This is a genomic window from Fluviicola sp. (genome assembly GCF_039596355.1).
Classification (GTDB): domain Bacteria; phylum Bacteroidota; class Bacteroidia; order Flavobacteriales_D; family Crocinitomicaceae; genus Fluviicola.
Genome location: NZ_JBCNJW010000015.1, coordinates 21,342 through 41,850, shown reverse-complemented (window position 1 = coordinate 41,850; position 20,509 = coordinate 21,342). Strand labels below are relative to the sequence as shown.

Below are 20,509 nucleotides of genomic sequence, written 5' to 3'. Positions count from 1 at the left end.
TTACGACTATTTATGAATCCACGGAAAATGATTGCATAGCACTTTTTCCGTTTTCTGGTACGAGTAAGTAAGGGAACTAAAAACTATTGATTATGACCGTTATTTACTCGAATCGAGGCAGGATTCTTATGTCCTTACTGTTTAGTTCCTTTTTCGTTGCCGCCGTTCAAGGGCAATGTCCTGGTTCTAATACAGGTTATGTTAATCCTCAAATCAGTTTGAACAATGCTGCAGGCGGAACAGACGCCTGGAACAATCCCGGAAATGCACTTACAGACAACAACAGTTACGCAACACTTTCGAATGCTGCCCTGCTGATCGGGGGAACGGTGAGGAGCTCCAATTTTTTGGTGCTCAGGAACCTGAACCTGAATGTTCCGGTCAATGCGCAGATTTGCGGTGTAGAAGTGGAAATCCGGAAATTCAGTTCGGATAATTCCGGCTCCAACTGGACACGCGACCTGGATATCCGGATTCTGAAAAGTAACCAGATTACCGGAACCAATCACGCAAGTACGGGGGTAAACTGGCCAACCACGGAAACAGCATTCACTTACGGATCCAATTCCGACCTTTGGGGAACAACCCTTAGCGGGATGGATGTAAGCAGCAATGGATTCGGAGTCTCTATTGCCGTTGAATCACGGGCGGCAGGATTACTCCTTCCAACGGTGATTTCCTATATCGATGCCGTGCGGATCCGCGTTCATTACTATGTACAACAAACGGATATGGACAGCGATGGCGTTCCGGACTACAGCGATTTGGACGTAGACGGCGATGGAGTAGCGAACAATGCGGAATTGCAACCGTGTACAGCTTCAGTTACACTGCCCTTGACTGCACAAGCAGATCCGACACTTTACTATCCGACTATCAACGGGGTTTCCGCAAACTTCCTGACGCGTAATACGGCCGGTGCAGGAGTATCCACTTTTAATATTTCAGAGAACTATGCGGCGGTTTCAGGCCTTGAACTCTATACGGAGCAAGATGTGCTGGCAGCAACTGATCAATCCATTCAGGTGATGCGCTTCAGTCAGCCGGTAAGTAATTTATCCTTTAAACTTCAGGATGTCGATGTGGCGGTGGGTCAGTTCCAGGATGCAATTACGGTCAATGCTTATTCTTTTGGTCAATTGATCCAGCTCACATCGGCGAATTATACGCTGGGTAGCGGAAACTTCAACATGTACAACGGCGGAAACCAGTTCCGGGGACTCGTTGCGATGGATAATACTGAATTGAACGGGACGATTACCATCAACATTCCGGCTTTGGTCGACTCCGTCAGATTTATCTACGCAAACCTGGATGCAGGCCTCGGAAACCAGGGCTACGGAATCGGGGAAATTAAATTTTGTTCCCCTTCCGCATCTTCCCAGGATTTTGACAATGACGGAAAACCGGATTGGAAAGACAAAGACTCGGACAATGACGGAATCATGGATTTATACGAATACCAAACCTCTGCCGGATTTATTCCGCCAACAGGAATGGACTCCAATAACAACGGGTTAGACAATGCTTATGACGTGAGTTCGGGAGGAACATTGATTGTTCCGGTCAATACGGATGGAACCGACAACCCGGATTACATCGACCTGGACTCAGACAATGACGGCTTTTCCGATCAGCTGGAAGGAAACGATGCAAACCACAATTGTGTGGCCGATTTCAACTTGCTGAATATCGATACCGATGGTGACGGATTGGACAATGCCTACGATCCGGATAACGGTGGAACGCTCGCTCCGAGACAAGATACAGACGGAAACGGAGTTCCTGACTGGAGACAAAATTCGGTTCCAAGTGTTGCTTTTGCAGGAAACGACCAGAGCGGATGTGCATCTTCTTACACTTTGGCGGCAACTGCTCCAACATCAGGGCAGGGTTACTGGACATTGGGAGTAGGATCGGGGACATTCTCCAACGCGAATGCTCCGAACGCAACGGTTTCAGGATTGAATACCGGTTCGAACAGCTACAACTGGACAGTATACACCGATGGTTGTCACGCTACTTCCGACCAGGTGGTTATTACGCAAAGTACATCGATTTCCACTCCGAGTGCGATCAACAACGGACCGTTGTGTGAAGGAGCGACTTTGAATCTCACCACGCCAACTGTGGCAGGAGCAAGCTACGCCTGGACAGGGCCAAACGCATTTACCAGTTCGCTGCAAAACCCAACAATTTCGAACGTTACAGCCGCTGCCGGTGGAATCTATAACGTGGTTATCTCCATTTCGGGATGTAACTCCGCACCGGGAAGTACATCGGTAGTGGTCAATTCTGCCCCGATAGCACCTTCTGTTTCCAGTAACTCACCGGTTTGTCAGGGATCAGCAATCAATTTAACTGCTCCGACGGTTTCCGGTGCAACATATCAGTGGTCAGGTCCGGGAGGATTTGCTTCAACAGCACAGAACCCGACGATTGCATCAGCTACAGTTGCGAATGCCGGAACATACACTTTATTGATTACGAGCGGTGGTTGTACATCGACTTCGGGAAGTTCAACCAACGTAGTTGTGAACCCGACTCCGACCGCGGCAACGGCTTCGAGTAACAGCCCGGTTTGTCAGAATGCAATGATTAACCTCGCGGCGACAACCGTTACAGGAGCCAGCTATTCCTGGACAGGTCCGAACGGTTTCACCAGTACGGATCAAAACCCGATCATTTCAAATGCGCAGTCGGTGAATGCCGGAACATATTCGGTTACGACACTTGTGAGTGGTTGTGGTTCGGCTGCGAGCACGACTTCCGTTGTGATTAATCCAAGTCCGGTCATCGCTTTGGGTACGATTACCAACCCAACAACTTGTTCTTCCACAAACGGGAGCATCCAGGTCACAGGATCTGCAACCGGAAACCTGATTTGGACGGGAACCAGTTCCGGAAGTCAGACAGGGGTAACCTTACCTGCAACGATTCCGAACCTGGGTTCTGGGTCTTACATGATTCATTTAACCAATGCTTCCGGATGTTCATCCAATACACTTTCTCAAACATTGAGCGGACCAAGTGCTCCGTCAACACCTACGGTTACAGCCAGTGGCCCGACGACTTTCTGTTCGGGAGGTTCGGTGACACTGACATCATCTGCCGCAGCAACCTATTTATGGTCTAACGGAGCAACTACGCAATCCATCACCGTTTCAGCGAGCGGATCTTATACCGTAACCGTCGGAAACGGATCCGGTTGTGTGGCAACATCTGCTGCAACAACCGTTACGGTGAATCCGGCTCCGGCCGTACCGACAATCACAGCCGGTGGCCCAACTACGTTCTGTACGGGTGGATCAGTTGTCCTGACATCATCTGCTGCAACCGGAAATACCTGGTCGACTACGGAAACAACTCAATCCATTACGGTTTCCACTTCGGGAACGTATACTGTAACCGTTTCAAACGGAACCTGTAGCTCAACGAGTGCGGGAACTACGGTAACAGTAGGCCCGCCGCCGGCAACACCGACTATTACAGCTGGTGGCCCGACGACTTTCTGTTCGGGTGGATCAGTTGTATTGACTTCTTCCGCTGCAACCGGAAATACCTGGTCAACAGGTGAAACAACACAATCCATTACGGTTTCTTCGTCTGGTTCTTATACGGTTACCGTTGGTTCGGGAAGTTGTTCGGCAACATCTGCCGCAACAACCGTTACGGTAAACCCAACTCCGGTAGCAACGATTACACCGGGCGGACCTACTTCGTTCTGTAGCGGAGGTTCCGTAGCATTGACGGCTTCTTCAGGAAGCAGCTACCTTTGGTCTACCGGAGAAACGACACAATTTATCACTGTTTCCACTTCCGGATCGTATACTGTAACGGTTACCACATCCGGCTGCAGTGCAACCAGCAGCCCGGTAACAGTAACGGTAAGTCCGGTTCCGGCAACGCCAACGATTACGGCCAGCGGTCCAACGACGTTCTGTCTGGGTGGTTCGGTGACCTTAACATCTTCTTCAGCCGGTTCTTATTCCTGGTCAACGGGAGAAACCACACAAGCTATTACGGTTTCCGGTTCAGGATCTTATTCGGTAGTGATTACGACAGGAGGGTGTAGTTCAACCAGCGCTCCGACTACCGTAACAGTGAATCCAACGCCTGCTACACCGACGATTACAGCTCTCGGCCCAACCAGTTTCTGTGTGGGTGATTCGGTGGAGCTGATGTCATCGTCTGCAGCATCTTACTTGTGGTCTTCAGGAGAAACAACGCAATCCATTTGGGTACATAACTCCGGATCGTATACCGTAACGGTTTCGAACGGAACTTGTTCTTCCCAACCTTCTGCAGCAGTTGCAGTTACGGCTGCCAATTGTAATATCGATTCAGATGGTGATGGTTTATCCGACTTCGATGAGGTCAATAATTATGGAACGGATCCAAATAACCCGGATACGGACGGTGATGGGTATAACGACGGACACGAGATTGCTTTCGGTTCTGATCCGTTGAATCCGTGTGATCCGAACCCACTGAACCCGGTGTGTGATATCGACGGTGATGGATTGACAAATGCAGAAGAGGCAACAGCCGGAACGGATCCGAATAATCCGGACACAGACGGTGACGGAGTCCTTGACGGCGAAGAAGTACACGGAATCGATGATCCTTCAACGACCTATGTGGTAGTTGGTACTTCCGATCCCCTTGATCCATGTGATCCGATCAATACCAGTGCTTCCTGTGATACGGATGGCGATGGATTGTCGAATGGTGACGAAGCAACAGCCGGAACGGATCCGAATAACCCGGATACTGACGGCGACGGTTATAGCGATGGTTATGAAGTAACGCATGGCTCAGATCCGCTGAATCCGTGTGATCCGAATACCATGAGCGCATCTTGTGATCTGGATGGCGACGGTTTAACAAACGGGGAAGAAGCAACAGCCGGAACCAACCCGAATAATCCGGATACCGACGGTGACGGAGTACTGGATGGGGAAGAAGTTCATGGAATCGATGATCCTTCCACGGCGTATGTGCCAACAGGAACATCCGATCCGCTTGATCCGTGTGATCCGCTGGCAACCAGCCTGGCGTGTGACAGTGACGGAGACGGTGTTTCCAACAGTGATGAAGCGGCAAACGGAACGAATCCGAATAACCCGGATACGGATGGCGACGGAGTGACAGACGGTGAAGAAATTCACGGAGTGGATGATCCTTCAACTGCTTATGTGCCGACAGGAACTTCTGATCCGCTTGATCCATGTGATCCGCTTCCGAATGCACCGGCGTGTCATCCGGGCGGAAACGGAGGTGGAAGCGATGAGGTGGTTGTTCCGGAAGGATTCTCGCCAAACGGAGATAATTCGAACGAAACACTGGTTATTGCAAACCTGGATCAATATCCGAATAACACATTCTCGGTGTTTAACCGCTGGGGAGCAGAAGTGTTCAGTGCGAGTCCGTATAACAACGACTGGAAGGGAGATAACGAAGGTAAAAATGCTGTCGGAAAAGACGTATTGCCTGCCGGTACCTACTTCTACATCCTGGATTTAGGAAATGATAAGATAGTTAAAGGTTACATCTACATAACTCGATAACCATGAAAAACAGATTCATACTTTTCGCACTGATTGTTTTAGGTGTAAATCAATCGATTGCACAACAGCAAGCAGCATATACGCACTATATGTACAATACGCTTGTCATCAACCCTGCATATGCGGGGAGCCGGGATGCGCTTACATTCACCGCGCTGGGACGATTTCAGTGGGTTGGATTCAAAGGTGCTCCGACGACACAGACATTTACAGTCCACACACCGATTGCCAAAAAGAATATCGGTTTGGGGATGAGTTTTATGAATGATAAAATAGGTCCTACGAACAATACTTCTGTCAATGTGGATTTTGCCTACCGGTTGAAATTATCGACTAAAGCTCGCTTGTGTTTCGGGGTAAACGGAGGTTTTAACAGCTTCACGGCGAATGTAAACTCGCTGACACTGTCAGATCCGAACGATGCATCTTTCATGAGCAACATGCGCGGGAAAATGCTTCCGAGTTTGGGTGCGGGGTTGTATTTCCAGATGCCGAATTTCTACGTGGGAGCATCTGTTCCATCCATTTTGGAAAACAGTTTGTTTGCTACGGGAAGCAGTTCTTCGATGGATATTTCCCGGGAACAGAGACATTATTATGTGATTGCTGGGGCTGTGTTCCCGCTGTCGCCTTCCGTGAAGTTCAAACCGACTGCCTTGGCTAAGATTGTTCAGAATGCGCCGTTCCAGGTCGATATGACAGCTACGTTTATGCTGAGGGACCTGGTAGACCTCGGGGTGATGTACCGTACCGGCGACGGAGTAGGGGCTTTGCTGGGAATTCATATCTCACAGCAATTGCTCTTCGGGTATTCGTTTGACTGGTCTACAGGCGTAAGAACCGGGAAATACAACGGGGGAAGCCACGAGCTGATGCTGCGTTACGACCTGCTGTTTAACAATGACGGTAAAATCAAGTCACCAAGATACTTCTAACTATGAAAAGATCGATACTATTGGCTGTTTCATGCATCCTGACGGGGTGGGTGTCAGCACAGAACAAGAATGAGATTATCGGTACGAACCAGTTGAATAATTATGACTACTACGCATCTGTTACCACGCTTGAAAAAGTAAAGGAAAAAGATGCCGGAGTTTTGCGGAAACTGGCTCAGGGCTACGATATGATCGGTGACTATGCAAAAGCAGAATCCTGCTACGAAGCAATCTGTAAGCGTGCTGACCGCATTCCGAATGATTACCTGGAATATGCCCGCATGCTGATGAAAAACGAAAAATACGCAGAGGCAGAAACCCAGCTAAAGATGTATTCCCAATTGAATCCGAAGGATAGCGAAATGGAGCGTTTCAAATTATTGAACGAATCATTGGCAAAATATTCAGCTCAGGGGGTTGCAATTAGGGTCCAAAATGCGCCTTTCAATACAGAACAGGAGGATTTTGGACCTGCAATCCGCGATGGAAAACTGTACTTTACTTCATCCCGGAGAAAAAGTGAGGCGGTAAACAGAACCTGGCTCGGAAACCGGCTTTCGTTCCTGGATATTTATTATGCAGATATCCATGCTTCCGATAACAGTGTGAGTAATATTCAACGGGTTAAAAACAAAAAAGTGAACAAAAAATACCACGAAGGGCCGGTTGCATTTTCTCCTGACGGAAAAACGGCTTACATCACCCGGAACAATTATGCAGAGAAATCAGTTGATGGAACGCGGTTTTTCTCTCTGTATGTGTCTAAACTGAACGGTGACACCTGGGGTGAGCCGGAACCGGTTGCATTCAACAGCAATGACTACAGCGTAGGACACGCAACCATTTCGCCGGATGGAACCATGCTGTTTTTTGCGTCGGATATGCCGGGCGGAAAAGGCGGGGTTGATATTTACCGTTCCAAATGGGAAAACGGAGGCTGGTCTGTTCCGGAAAACATGGCTTCGATCAATACTTCGGGAGATGAAATGTTTCCTTTCTTCCACGAATCCGGAGCGTTTTTCTTCTCTTCGAACGGGTATGCAGGCTATGGTGGACTGGATGTGTTTGTGGGAGTGTACAAAGACGATGACATAAAACAGGCACGGAATGTCGGCGCACCGTTTAATTCTGCAGGAGATGATTTTTCCGTGTGGATGAACAGCGATTCAAAATCCGGGATGTTTTCTTCTAACCGAAGCGGTGGAAAAGGAAATGATGATTTGTATACGTTCACGATGGATAAACCGTTCTCTTTTGCCCGCACGATTAAAATCAACGTGAGGGATGAAAAAGGAAACAAACTGAGCGGTGTGGCTGTCAAACTGAGAGATGAGAAAGGGCAGGATTTGGGAACATATACCTCCAATGAAAATGCCGAAGTGATTTACGAAACTCCGGAAATCGGGAAAATCAATTTTGAAGGATCGAAGAAAGATTATTTTGAATCGTCCGGAGCCCTGGCGATTAAAGATGATTCGCCGGAAGCACTGAATGCCGATCTGGTGCTTGAAAAAGATCCGGGTTTCATGCTCCTGATCCGTGTATTGGACAAAAAATCAAGTGCGATGCTGGATAGTGTGAAGGTGACGCTGATCAATAACATGACCGGAAAGGAGGAAGTTTTCTATACTAATAAAGACGGCATGATCAAACGTCCGATCTACGACAAAAAATTGAATGACCGCGTTTCGTACAACATCCGGATGGAGAAAAAAGGATATCTCCCGAAAGGAACAACGTATAACAAAGAGCTGACCGTTCCCGGGGTATACGATGTGTCGAAAGATCTGAACCTGGGGATTGAGAAAATGGAGGTTGGTACGGATCTCGCAAAAGCAATCGACCTGAAACCGATTTATTTCGACCTGGCAAAATACGATATCCGTCCGGATGCTGCTTTGGAATTGGATAAAATTGTTGCAGTTATGAATGAATTCCCGAACATGGTGGTGGAATTGGGTTCTCATACCGACTGTCGTGGAACGGCTGCTAAAAACCTGGAGCTATCGCAAAAACGAGCAGATGCTTCGGCAAACTACATCAAATCGCGCATCAAAGACCCGTGGCGCATTTCAGGAAAAGGCTACGGGGAATCGAAAATTTTGAATGGTTGTACCTGTGAAGGGAAGAAACAACCGAAATATACGGAGGCACAGCATGCTGTGAACCGTAGAACGGAATTCCTGGTAGTGAAGATTTAATGCTTCACATAGTTCCAAGGCGCTTGTCAATCGATAAGCGCCTTTTTTGTTTTCAGGGCAGTAATTAGTTACCCGGGTATATGGTGGATAAGTGTACACTTATCCCCGAAGTGAAAAATTGCCTCCGAAACACCTGTATTTGATAAGAAAAACGCATCAGTCAATGAACCGATGCGTTTTTTGTGTTTGATTCTATTCTATTCCGTATTCCGGTTCTATTTCACGAGTTCTTTTCGTAATTTCTCCATGTGGTCCATTTCCATTTTCAGGTATTTGGCCGTATGGGAAACTTCCGTGTGTTTTTTGATCAGGTCTTCCGGAGTTCCCGTGCAGACAATGTTTCCACCTCCGCGTCCTCCTTCCGGGCCTACATCAATAAGATGATCTGCAACCTTCACAATGTCGAGGTTGTGTTCGATCACCAAAACCGTATTTCCTTCATCCACCAGGCGCTGCAATACAGCGATAAGCATGCGGATATCCTCGAAGTGAAGTCCTGTGCTCGGTTCATCCAGGATGTAGATTGTATTTCCCGTTCCGCGTTTGGTTAATTCCCCGGCCAGTTTGATGCGCTGTGCTTCCCCGCCGCTTAAGGTTGTGGAAGGCTGACCAAGTTTGATGTAACCCAAACCCACCGAATTCAAGGTCTCCAGTACGCGGTGGATTTTCGGGATGCTTTCAAAGAAGCCAACTGCATCTTCGATTGTCATTTCAAGTACATCGTTGATCGATTTTCCTTTGAAACGGACTTCCAGTGTTTCGCGGTTGTAGCGTTTCCCGTTACAGGTTTCGCATTCAACATACACATCCGGGAGGAAATTCATCTCGATCACCTTCAAACCACCTCCGCCGCAGGTGTCACAACGACCTCCGGCTACGTTGAACGAAAATCTTCCGGCTTTATATCCGCGGATTTGAGCTTCAGGAAGGGAAGCAAACAAACTGCGGATTTCGGTAAATACATTCGTGTAGGTTGCCGGATTACTTCGCGGCGTTCTCCCGATCGGACTCTGATCAATTTCAATCACTTTATCCAGGAATTCCAGGCCTTCAATCTTCTTGTAAGGCATCGGTTTTTTCACCCCGTTGTAAATATGTGCATTCAGGATCGGGTAAAGTGTGTGGTTGATCAATGTGGACTTCCCGCTTCCGGAAACACCGGTGACACAAGTCAGCGTTCCCAATGGAATTGTCAGATCCACATCCTTCAGGTTGTTTCCCGATGCTCCTTTGAGCACCAGTTTTTTGCCGTTTCCTTTTCTGCGTTTCTTTGGAATTTCAATTTCCATTTCACCGCGCAGGTATTTTGTCGTGATGGAGTCCGTGGAAATGAGTTCTTCGAACGGTGCCGCATTGACGATTTGTCCGCCGTGTACTCCCGCTCCGGGACCGATATCAACTACGAAATCTGCCGCCTCCATCATTTCGCGGTCGTGTTCCACCACAATCACTGAATTTCCGGTATCGCGCAGGCGTTTCAGTGAATTGATCAGGCGTGTATTGTCACGTTGGTGCAGCCCGATACTTGGTTCATCCAGGATGTAAAGCACATTCATCAGTTCAGAACCGATTTGAGTCGCCAAACGGATGCGCTGTGCTTCACCACCCGACAAACTGCGGGCAGAACGGTGCAGTGTGAGGTATTCCAGCCCCACTTCCAGGATGAAGCGGACACGTGCACGGATTTCCTTCAGAATTTCCGTTCCGATCACCTGCTGCTCGTTGCTGAGTGTGTCTTCGATATTTTCAAGCCACAATGCCAGTTCCTGGATGTCCAGGGTTGCTACTTCGCCCAGTGTTTTTTCACTGACTTTGAAATGAAGCGCTTCCTTTTTCAATCGCGCGCCGTGGCATTCCGGACATGTAATCTTATTCATGAAACTCTGTGCCCAGCGCTGGATTCCTGCGGTGCTTTCTTCCGCGTGGCGCGCCATGAAATTTCCAAGTCCTTCAAACTGAATGACGGCTTCTTTTCCGCTTTGTTCCAATCCTTCGTTTCCGTTCAGGATCACGTGGATCAGGTCGTCCGGAAGATCGGCAATCGGTGTATTGATCGTATAACCTTCCTGTTGTAAGAACGCTTCGATGCGCTCAAAGAACCAGTTGCGTTTGTATTCCCCGATCGGAGCCAAACCACCTTTTTTAATACTCAGTTTTGGGTCGGGAATGACTTTATCGCGGTCAATCTCCGAAATTTCTCCCAAACCGACGCAGGTAGGGCAGGCTCCGTAAGGAGAGTTGAATGAAAACAAATTCGGTTCCGGTTCCGGGTATGAAATTCCGGTCGTAGGACACATCAGCAGGCGGGAAAAGTGACGTACCTGGTTGGTATCAAAATCCTGGATCATCATACTCTTGCTTCCGTGCTTCATAGCTGTGGTGATCGCATCGTACAGTCGTTTGCGGTCATCTGCTTTCACCTGGATGCGGTCGATGACGATCTCAATGTCGTGAATCTTGTAACGATCCAGGCGCATGCCTTTTTCGATTTCCCGGATTTCGCCGTCAATGCGCACCTTGGAATAGCCCATTTTGGCAATTTGTTCGAACAATTCCCGGTAATGTCCCTTACGTCCCTTGATTTTCGGGGCGAGAATCAACACTTTTTTTCCGTCAAATTGCTCCATGATGAGATCTGTGATCTGCTCGTCGGAATACTTCACCATTTTTTCGCCTGTTTCATACGAATAGGCCGTTCCGATGCGCGCATACAGCAAACGCATGAAATCGTAGATTTCGGTGATGGTTCCCACCGTCGAGCGCGGACTGCGTGAAACCGTTTTCTGCTCGATGGAAATGACCGGACTCAGTCCGTTGATTTTGTCCACGTCCGGACGTTCCATCCCACCCAAAAACTGGCGTGCGTAGGAAGAAAACGTTTCGATGTATCTCCGCTGACCTTCTGCAAAAATGGTGTCGAAAGCCAGGGAAGATTTTCCGCTCCCGCTCAGGCCCGTAAAAACAACCAGTTTATCCCGTGGAATTTCCAGGTGAATATCTTTCAAATTGTGTTCTCTTGCTCCGAAGATGTCGATCGTTTTGTTGTGTTCGTCAAGACTCATGTCAGAATGTGTAATCTTAAAAAAAAGTATAAATTAATCTTAGGTCGTTCAAAAGATCAAAAGAGTTGAAAAGTTCAATGCTATTTTGAACCTGTTTCACCTTTTGAACTTGTTTCGGTTTCATGCAGATCAATGTCAAGTCGCCGGACCTTTTGAGTAAAACATAAAAACTACTTATAAGCATTATAAGGTTTCAGGTTTTCGGATGCTGAAGGTAAAACAAGCGTAAACTTTCGCCCGCCCTTGATTGTCAGTTTCGTTGTTTTTAACCAGGGGTTTAATTTACGAAGAATTTTGATGTTGAAGCCCTGGTCATTCGCCCAATCTGCCAAATTCGGAATGGATTCTTCGACCACTACTTTCTGGATTTTGAATGGTTCATACAGTTCCATTTTATCCGGATAATACCCGTAAGCTTCCGGGTTTTCATAAATCAGTTTGGTAGCCAGCAGCCGGAAAACGTAGCGTCCGGTTTCGCTGTTCTGATAGGTGTCGAAATAGTGATCCGTTTTCTGCCATTTCATGTCTTCCTGCACACCTCCCACACCACGGTTATATGCCGCAGTAGTCATAATCCAGTCATTCAGTACAGCGTTGGCATCTTTCAGGTAGTGACATGCGGCGCGCGTACTTTTTTCGATGTTCAGGCGCTCATCGATTTCAGGATTCATTTCCAGGTCATACAGCTTGGCTGTGGCCGGCATAAACTGCCAGAAACCTTGCGCTCCAACGGGAGAAATGGCCTGTTGAAGATTGCTTTCAATGATGGCCAGGTACTTGAAATCATCCGGAACGCCTTCTTCTTTCAAAATCCGTTCGATTTCCGGGAAATACCGGTTTGCACGCTTCAAACAACCTACCCAGGCGCTTTGATAGTAAGCCGTCATGAGCACTTCGCGATCCAGTCGCTCCCGCAGATCCTCATCCTGGAGATGAATCGTTGTTCCTGCAAATTCCATGCTCTGAGGCAGATCAGGGAAAACAACAGCTGTTGATGTAACGGATTCTTTCGGACGCTCGGACTTCGGTTGGCGTGTCTGCTGTGTTTGACACGCTGCCAGAAAAACTGCCGCCAGCAATAAAGGGAATAATTTGTTCATGTAATGCATCATTTGAGCACTACAAAATTACGGAATCTACGCCTTGTGAATAAGGGTATTACGGTATAAAACAAAAAATACTGCAAAAAAGTAGAATGTCAGGAAGAACGACATCCACGGATTGCCGAATTTGGCGAAAACAACTGCCAAAACGGTAACCAGCATTGCCATAAACCCGATCCCAAGGAAGACAATCCAAACCTGCTTGTCACTCAGACCAGCATAAACCAAATGGTGTGTTGTGTGGTCTTTCCCTCCGATCATCGGAGATTTTCCTTTTCTCAGTCGGTTGATGACAACTGTGAGCGTATCGGCAATGGCAGGGGTGAAAGCAATCAGGGTGATCGCGCCTCCGGTGAGTGGATTCAGTTGCACGTTATTCCCGATGCTCCACAATTCGTGAATGGAAAAGAAAGCTACAAACAACCCGATGAACTGGCTTCCTGCATCTCCCATAAACAATTTCGAAGGGTGGAGGTTGTAGAACAGGAAACCGATCACTGCCCCGATCTGGATCAGCATGGTCAGTGTCCAGATGTTCATATTCCAGCCAAAAAGAACAATGTTACTGATCAGGCAGGAAAGCAGGATAAATAGTGAAGTGGTTCCTGTAATCCCGTCCATGTTGTCGAGCATATTCAGCGAGTTCATAATTCCAACCACCCAGACAATTGTCAGCAGGGCATTGACCCAGTAAATCTGACTGATTTCAATGAGGTTGTGTGTGAGTACGAGAATGACTCCGCATAAAATCTGAACAAACAATTTCATGAAAGGTTTGGTGTTGTAGGCATCGTCTGCCAGTCCCATGATGAAAGAGATCGTTCCGGCAGTGAGAAGTCCCACAAAAGGCCTGTTCTGGAATAGGTTTTCCGTATTGAAAATGACCGAATAGGCAATGGTTCCGAAGAAAAAGGCAACAAAAAAACCGATTCCTCCCAGCGAAGGCTTGGATTCATTTGCCCAGCGGATCGTGATGTCATTTTTGTTCCGGATTCCCAAACTCTGCGAAAAACGCAGTAAAAGTCCGTTGGAAACGTAACTCATGATGATTCCTACAATCATGAATCCCAAACAAGCCAAAGTTATTTCTAACGTCATATCAACGAAACAAATGGAGTGTTAAAATCTGCCAGCAGCTGTCCTGCTTCATCCTTCGCGGACAAAATTGGATGTTCGATGCCCCATTGAATACCTAACGCGGGATCATTCCAAAGGATGCTTCCCTCGCTCGAAGGATGATACCAGTTGGTGCATTTGTATTGAAAAATGGTATTGTCCTCCAGTGTTGCGAACCCGTGGGCAAATCCTTCGGGAATGTAAGCCTGTAGTTTGTTTTCTTCACTCAGGATAAACGAAACATGCTGCCCGTAAGTAGGAGAATCTTTGCGGATATCCAGTGCCACATCCAGTACGCTTCCTTTCACAACACGAACCAGTTTTCCCTGTGCATGTGGCGGGGCCTGGAAATGTAGTCCGCGGAGTACTCCTTTTGCCGATTTGGATTCATTGTCTTGTACAAAACGGATGTCTGCTCCTACAAAATCATTGAATTTCTGCTGTTGGAATGATTCAAAAAAATAACCGCGGTCATCACCAAATAACGTGGGCTTTATCAGTATAACATCAGCAATTGCTGTACGTTCAAAATTCATCTAATTAGCTTTTTTTCTTCTTCTTATCTTTTTTATCATCCTCGTCGTAATAGTCATAGCCATAACCGTAGCCATATCCATAACCATACTTTCCTTTAAATGCTTTGGTTCCGTTCAGGATGATATTCAGGTGATTGATCTGGTTCATTTCAAATAACTCGCGTACTCTGCCTGCAAAAATCCGCTTCGAATAGTGCGCCTTGAAAATATAAATCGGAACATCTGCTTTTGCCAGGATTTGAACTCCGTCCGTTACCAAACCAACCGGCGGGTTGTCGATAATCACAATGTCGTAACGGGCTTTCAGCGTTTCGAGAATTTCCAGGAAGGAATCACTTAAAATCAACTCGGAAGGATTCGGAGGAATCGGCCCGGCACTAATGAAGTCGAGGTTTTCAATTTCCGATTTCCGGATGCACTCATCTAATTCCGCCTGTTTGATGATCAGGTTGCTGATTCCTTTTTCATTCGGAACATTCAACCCGAGGTGAACTTTCGGTTTGCGTAAATCGAGGTCGATCACGATCGTCTTCTTCCCCGACAAAGCGATGATCCCGGCCAGGTTCAGCGCCACAAAGGTTTTTCCTTCCCCTGAAATGGACGAAGAAATCGCAATGACCCGGACATTCGAATTGACAAAGCTCAGGTTGGTACGGATATTCCGCATGGATTCCGCCAGAATCGATTTGGGACTGTTGTGTACCATTAGCTGGCTGTATTCCGTACTGTCTTTCAACAGCGGGATATTCCCCAGAATGGTCACTTTTTCCGGGAGCAGGTGCTTCAGGTCTTCGATGGTGTTGATTTCGTTAAAGGTGACGTATTTGAAGAACAAGAAGGCAAAACCGGAAACAAACCCGATGAAGATAAAACCGGCATAGACGAGTTTTCTATTCGGACTCACCGGAGTGAAATTCATGGATGCTTCGTTCAATACCCGGTTGTTGGATGTGTAACCCGCATTGGAAATGGAATACATGACTTTTTTCTCGGTCAGCAACGTGTAGTACTTTTCGTTCAGATCCTGGAGGGATTTCAGGCGGTTGTATTCCATCTTTTTCTGAGGAATTTTGAGGTATTCGCCTTCCACAACTCCTATTTTCCCGCGGATCACATGTGCCTGTTCCATAATCCGTTCCTGGATTACTTCCACACTCCGGCGGATGGATTGAATTTTCGATTGAATGCGCAGATTCAGGTTTTTTAATTCCGAATTGTTCTCTGTCACATTGGTCAGCAATTCCTCTTTCCGTTCCAGGAGCTGGTTCAGATCTGTAATTTGCTTGGTGAGGGAAGCTTCGAAACTTTTCCCGAGCATTTCCGGGATCAGGCGGTAAATATCCAGCCGGTTCGGTTCGGTTCGCAATTTGGAATTGACCGTTCTGAGCGTTGCCAGTTCGTTTTCCATGTCGAACAGCAAATCCTGGTATTTTTCAATGTTCTGAGACAGGTTTTCTCCCTCGTTTTCCGGATCCCCAAGGTGGCTTTTCCGTTGGAAGTTCGTCAGACTGTCTTTCGAATCTTTCAGTTCTCCGGCAATGGAATCGAGTTGAATCTGGATGAATTTCAGGATGTTGTCGGCACTTTTCCGCTTCATTTCTTCGTCGTAATTGAAGAAGGTCTTTGCAACAGACTGCACAATGTCGCGGCACAATTCCGGGTTGTTTCCGTTGTATCGCAACTCGATGGTTTTTGCGTTGGCATCGATCGAAGTGACCTGCAAATTCGCAATTAAACGGGAAGCGAGGTTTTTTTGATTGTTGAAGGTGAAATACAATTCGTTGGACTCGTCATCCTGTTTCAGGACATCCCAGTTCTCCACCTTGAAACCGATTTCAAAATGCTTGGTTTTGATGGATTTATTGATTCCTGAAGTGACGGAATACGTCTGGTTGTTGAGTGTGTACCACAACTTTACCTGGTGGTTCCCGATGGTTTCAATCCATATCGGTGCGTCACAAAGACTGCTGTCACTCAGGCTGTATGGCAGAATGGTGAAACTGCTTTGGTGGTATTTTTCTTCCGTCAGGATTTTTCCTTTGGAAAAGATGGACACGTTCATGTTCATCCGGGAAATAGCCATTTCAAACAACAACTGAGACCTGAGTAATTCAATTTCCGTAGAAATGTCGCCCCGTGTATTGATGTTGTCGATTTCGAGCAGTTCCTTTCCCTGGTCTTTTTCCGCCAGCTGGATCAGCATGCTGGAATCGTAGACAGGTTTGGTATACCGGAGATAGAAAAAGGCAATGCTCATGAAGAACAGAACCAATAGGAGCACCCACCACCAATACCGGCGCAGGACTACATTCACAATGATGGGATTGTAATCTTTATTGATGAAAAGGGATGAGTTCGAATTATTCACGTTACTTCAGCGTTGAAAATACGGTAATGATGACTAATGCACTTGAAATGATGGAAACAACCGGCGCAATGACTTTCATCGTTTCCTGTCCGACCTGTTCCTTCGGTTCAATATAAATATAATCATTTGCCTGAACAATCATGTCCACGTATTGCAGGCCTTCGATCCGGGAGAGATCGACCACATACATGGTGCGCGCTCCGTTTTCGACCCGCATGATTTTGACTTTGCTGGCTTTTCCGCGTTCTGCAATTCCGCCGGCCAGTGCAATGGCTTCCATGAGTGTGGTATTGTTATTCTGAAGCGGAATCACTTTGGCCGCGCTTCCGTTCCCCGGAAAGACAATCACCCGCTGGTTGGTCAGTTTTACCTGTACAAAAGGCTTGTTGTAGCCGTTTTTCTGTTCGAACAGGTGAGCAAGGGTATCTTCACACTGTTTTACGGTGAGTCCGGCGATCCGGGTTGCCCCGAGAATCGGTAAATCAGCCGTTCCGTCGGTTCTTACAACGTACTCGATTTCTGCTTTCGCTACAGCGTCCTGGTTCATTCCTGCCATTTCATTCACAATGCGTTCCCCTTCGTTGGTATAGAGCATGAAGGTGAATTTATCGTCTTTGGAAATGGTATATTCGGAAGCCGGTTTCATGGGAATGCTGTCACTGACTTCTTTCACGCCTTTCGGAGTACGGAACATCAGGTTGCTGTTGATCCCGCAGGACTGTAACAGCAGCAAAGCAGTAAGCACCGTAAATAATAACCCTTTATTTCGCATTTTTTTCACTCTTTTCAATTAATTCCGCGTAATAATTTTCCATATTCCGAACCAACGTTGTGTAATGGAATTTATCTCTTACGAAGTTCCAGCCATTTTGTGACATTTTTGTGCGAATTTCTTCATTTTGGATCAGCAGCTGCAGTTTTTCACGGAAGGCCTGCACGTCTCCTTTCGGAACCACATAACCGGTTTCTCCTTCGCTCAAAATATCGCGCACACCACCTACATCCGTTGAAATAACAGGGACTCCGCTTGCCTGTGCTTCGATCAAACTGACCGGTGTTCCTTCATTGTCCGAACTCAGGCAGATGATGTCCATACCGGCATTGAACGATGCAATATCTTTGATCCAGCTCGTCAGTTCGACCTGGATTCCGTATGTTTTTCGCAATGCTTCTGCTCTTTTTTCAATGGCTTCACGTTCCTGTCCGTCGCCTACAATGAAGTAGCGCGCTTTCACGCCGTTCTTTGCCGCTGCTTCAAGTACGTCTAAAAAGAGCTGATGGTTTTTGATGGGAGCCAGGCGGCCTACAATTGCCACTGCCACTTCGTTTTCAGAAATGTTCCACTGATTCCGGGTTTGTATTCGTTTTTCAGGCAGATTTTCCTGGAATTTATTCAGGTCAAAACCCAATGGAATCACCCGGATTTTATCTGCTTTACAGATGCGGTGAGTTTTGCTCAGTTCCTCTTTCTGGATCGGGCTGATGGCAATGATTCCCGTTGAAAGTTTTGCCAACCGGCGCTCAATGGTTTTGTAGATGAGTGTTTTTGCCCTCCCGAAATAGGAATGAAACACGTGTCCGTGGAACGTATGTACGATCACCGGAACACCACATGCTTTGGCAGCTTTCCGCCCAAGCGCACCCGCTTTTGCTGCGTGTGTATGCACAATGTCGGGTTGGAACTCCTCGATAATCTGTTTGATTTTCCGGTAAGCTTCCCGGTCTGATTTAAAATTGGGAATGCGCTGCATTTCCGGGATCAGGAGCGGTTTCACACCATAGCTTTCCAAAATGTGCAGTGAATCGGATTCATCTGCTTCCGGCAGACCTCCGACCAATAACGTTTCGTAATCTTCCGAGATAAATTTCGTTAGGAAAGTAGCATTGTAGGTGGGACCACCGATGTTAAACCGATTAATGATTCTGAGCACTTTTGGCATGCGTTCTACCTTGTAGCGGATGTTTAAATTCAGTCAAAATTACGTATTATTCAACTAAAGCTTACGTAAAATGATAAATAGATGCGGCCGAATGGAAACTTTCCTAAGAGAACTGTTCAAAAGTTTTTAATTGGCAGCACTTTTGCATGGAGAGAATCAGGAACTTTATCATATGATTCGGTCACAATTAACAAGAAATACCCTTTTACTCGGATTCAGTTTGTTTCTTGCCGGGAATGTTCTTTTCGCTCAAACCCCGAACAGCATTCAGACGGCCATTGATGCTTTTTCTTCCAATGCATATTTTGCCAATGCATCGGTTAGTTTTATGGCGATGGATTGCTCAAACGGACAAGTACTGGCTGCAAAAAATCCAAGCCTGGCGCTCCCGCCGGCTTCAACGACCAAATTGTTTTCTACAGCTACCGCTTTTCAGTTACTCGGAAAAAATTATGCCCCACAAACTCGGATTTACCTCGACGGCGAACTGACGAAGGACGGAGTACTCAACGGGAATCTCTGGATTCGCGGAGGTGGAGACGTAGCGCTCGGAAGCCGTTACTACAATGGTGATGGAAAAGAATCCGACTTTTTGGAGAAATGGGCCGACACGCTGATGAAGCTCGGAATCAAAAAAATCAACGGATCGGTGGTCGGAGATGCTTCCGAATTTGGTTATGAAGGTGCTCCCGACGGCTGGAACTGGGGCGATATGGGAAATTATTACGGTGCAGGTGCTTCCGGTTTACCGATCTACGATAACATGCTGCGCTATACCTTCCAGGTCGGGGCAAAAAGCGGTGCGAAAACCACGCTCCTGGGAACGTTTCCGGTGATCAACGGGTTGAATTATTCGAATTACATTGTCACCGGAGGTTCGGGAGACAATTCCTATATCTATGGCGCGCCGTATTCGCTGGATCGCTTCGGAACGGGGACATTGGGTGCAGGACTCGGGAAATTCACCGTCAAAGGAAGTTTGCCCGATCCGGAGCTGAGTTTCTCACAGGAATTTACCCGCATTTTGAAGTCGAAAGGAATCGATGTGAAAGACAAAGCGCTGGCTGCGCGTACCATGCCGTGGGCTTCGGCAACGAGCCGTTATGCTGCAATGAAACTGTTTTTCGTACACAAGGGAAAACCGTTGAGCTCCATTGCCTGGTGGACGAATATGAAATCGGTAAACCTGTTTGCGGAAGAAGTGCTCTGCTGGATCGGTTACGGTACTTCGGGCAATGGCTCGGTAGACAACAGTATTTCGCGCATGATGAATTACTGGTCGGGGAAAATCAATACGATCGGTTTGTATATCACGGACGGATCGGGTTTGTCTCGGAGTAATGCCATTTCAGCCAACCATTTCTGTGAAATGCTCAAGTACATGACCACTTCGAAGGAATTTGACGGGTTTTACGGAACGCTGCCTGTTGCCGGAGTATCGGGGACGCTTTCTTCCGTTTGTAAGAATCAGCCGGGAGAAGGAAAAGTGCATGCGAAAAGCGGAACCATGAAGCGCATCAAAGCCTATTCGGGTTATGTGGAAACCAAGGCCGGGAAACGCATCTGTTTTTCGATCATCATCAATAACTTCAATTGTTCGTCCGAATACACGGTGGAGCAGATGGAGAAGGTGTTTAATGCGATGGTACTTTATCAATAATTGAAAATTGAAAAGTGA

11 protein-coding genes are annotated in these 20,509 nt (G+C 47.1%); 4 read left to right on the top strand and 7 right to left on the bottom strand.

Translation table 11 applies throughout. From position 1 onward, the window contains the following. Positions 1-218 precede the first annotated feature (218 nt). Genes ABDV94_RS19110 through ABDV94_RS19100 form a run of 3 tightly spaced genes read left to right on the top strand, consistent with a single transcriptional unit; the run spans position 219 to position 8,706 of the window. On the top strand, positions 219-5,570 hold the full coding sequence (locus ABDV94_RS19110; protein WP_343748825.1) for a gliding motility-associated C-terminal domain-containing protein: 5,352 nt from the start codon (positions 219-221) through the stop codon (positions 5,568-5,570). Positions 5,571-5,572: 2 nt separating this feature from the next. Next, positions 5,573-6,505, top strand: a complete 933-nt coding sequence (locus ABDV94_RS19105) for a type IX secretion system membrane protein PorP/SprF (protein WP_343748824.1) — start codon at positions 5,573-5,575, stop codon at positions 6,503-6,505. Positions 6,506-6,507: 2 nt separating this feature from the next. After that, positions 6,508-8,706, top strand: a complete 2,199-nt coding sequence (locus ABDV94_RS19100; protein WP_343748823.1) for an OmpA family protein — start codon at positions 6,508-6,510, stop codon at positions 8,704-8,706. 215 nt (positions 8,707-8,921) lie between these two features. On the opposite strand, the gene uvrA is transcribed toward ABDV94_RS19100, so the two are convergent. The 7 genes from uvrA to ABDV94_RS19065 form a co-directional block, all read right to left on the bottom strand. Next, positions 8,922-11,768, bottom strand: coding sequence for an excinuclease ABC subunit UvrA (gene uvrA, locus ABDV94_RS19095; RefSeq protein ID WP_343748822.1), 2,847 nt, complete (start codon positions 11,766-11,768; stop codon positions 8,922-8,924). 170 nt (positions 11,769-11,938) lie between these two features. Beyond that, positions 11,939-12,868, bottom strand: a complete 930-nt coding sequence (locus tag ABDV94_RS19090; protein ID WP_343748821.1) for a lytic transglycosylase domain-containing protein — start codon at positions 12,866-12,868, stop codon at positions 11,939-11,941. 36 nt (positions 12,869-12,904) lie between these two features. After that, complete coding sequence (locus ABDV94_RS19085) at positions 12,905-13,969, bottom strand: MraY family glycosyltransferase (protein ID WP_343748820.1); 1,065 nt, start codon at positions 13,967-13,969, stop codon at positions 12,905-12,907. Then, a complete protein-coding gene (rfbC, locus tag ABDV94_RS19080) occupies positions 13,966-14,523 on the bottom strand; it encodes a dTDP-4-dehydrorhamnose 3,5-epimerase (protein WP_343748819.1) in 558 nt (185 codons plus the stop codon). The genes ABDV94_RS19085 and rfbC overlap by 4 nt, the downstream gene beginning before the upstream one ends. A gap of 4 nt (positions 14,524-14,527) precedes the next feature. Beyond that, positions 14,528-16,891: a polysaccharide biosynthesis tyrosine autokinase gene (locus ABDV94_RS19075; protein ID WP_343748818.1), complete on the bottom strand. Its 2,364-nt coding sequence runs from the start codon at positions 16,889-16,891 to the stop codon at positions 14,528-14,530. A 1-nt stretch (position 16,892) separates the two neighbouring features. Beyond that, a complete protein-coding gene (locus ABDV94_RS19070; protein WP_343748848.1) occupies positions 16,893-17,663 on the bottom strand; it encodes a polysaccharide biosynthesis/export family protein in 771 nt (256 codons plus the stop codon). After that, positions 17,653-18,822 carry a glycosyltransferase gene (locus ABDV94_RS19065; protein ID WP_343748817.1) on the bottom strand — a complete coding sequence of 390 codons (1,170 nt, stop codon included), beginning with the start codon at positions 18,820-18,822 and terminating at the stop codon, positions 17,653-17,655. The genes ABDV94_RS19070 and ABDV94_RS19065 overlap by 11 nt, the downstream gene beginning before the upstream one ends. Before the next feature lie 181 nt (positions 18,823-19,003). Between ABDV94_RS19065 and dacB the strand changes: the two genes are divergently transcribed. Then, positions 19,004-20,491: a D-alanyl-D-alanine carboxypeptidase/D-alanyl-D-alanine-endopeptidase gene (gene dacB, locus ABDV94_RS19060; protein WP_343748816.1), complete on the top strand. Its 1,488-nt coding sequence runs from the start codon at positions 19,004-19,006 to the stop codon at positions 20,489-20,491. The last annotated feature ends 18 nt before the right edge of the window (positions 20,492-20,509 follow it).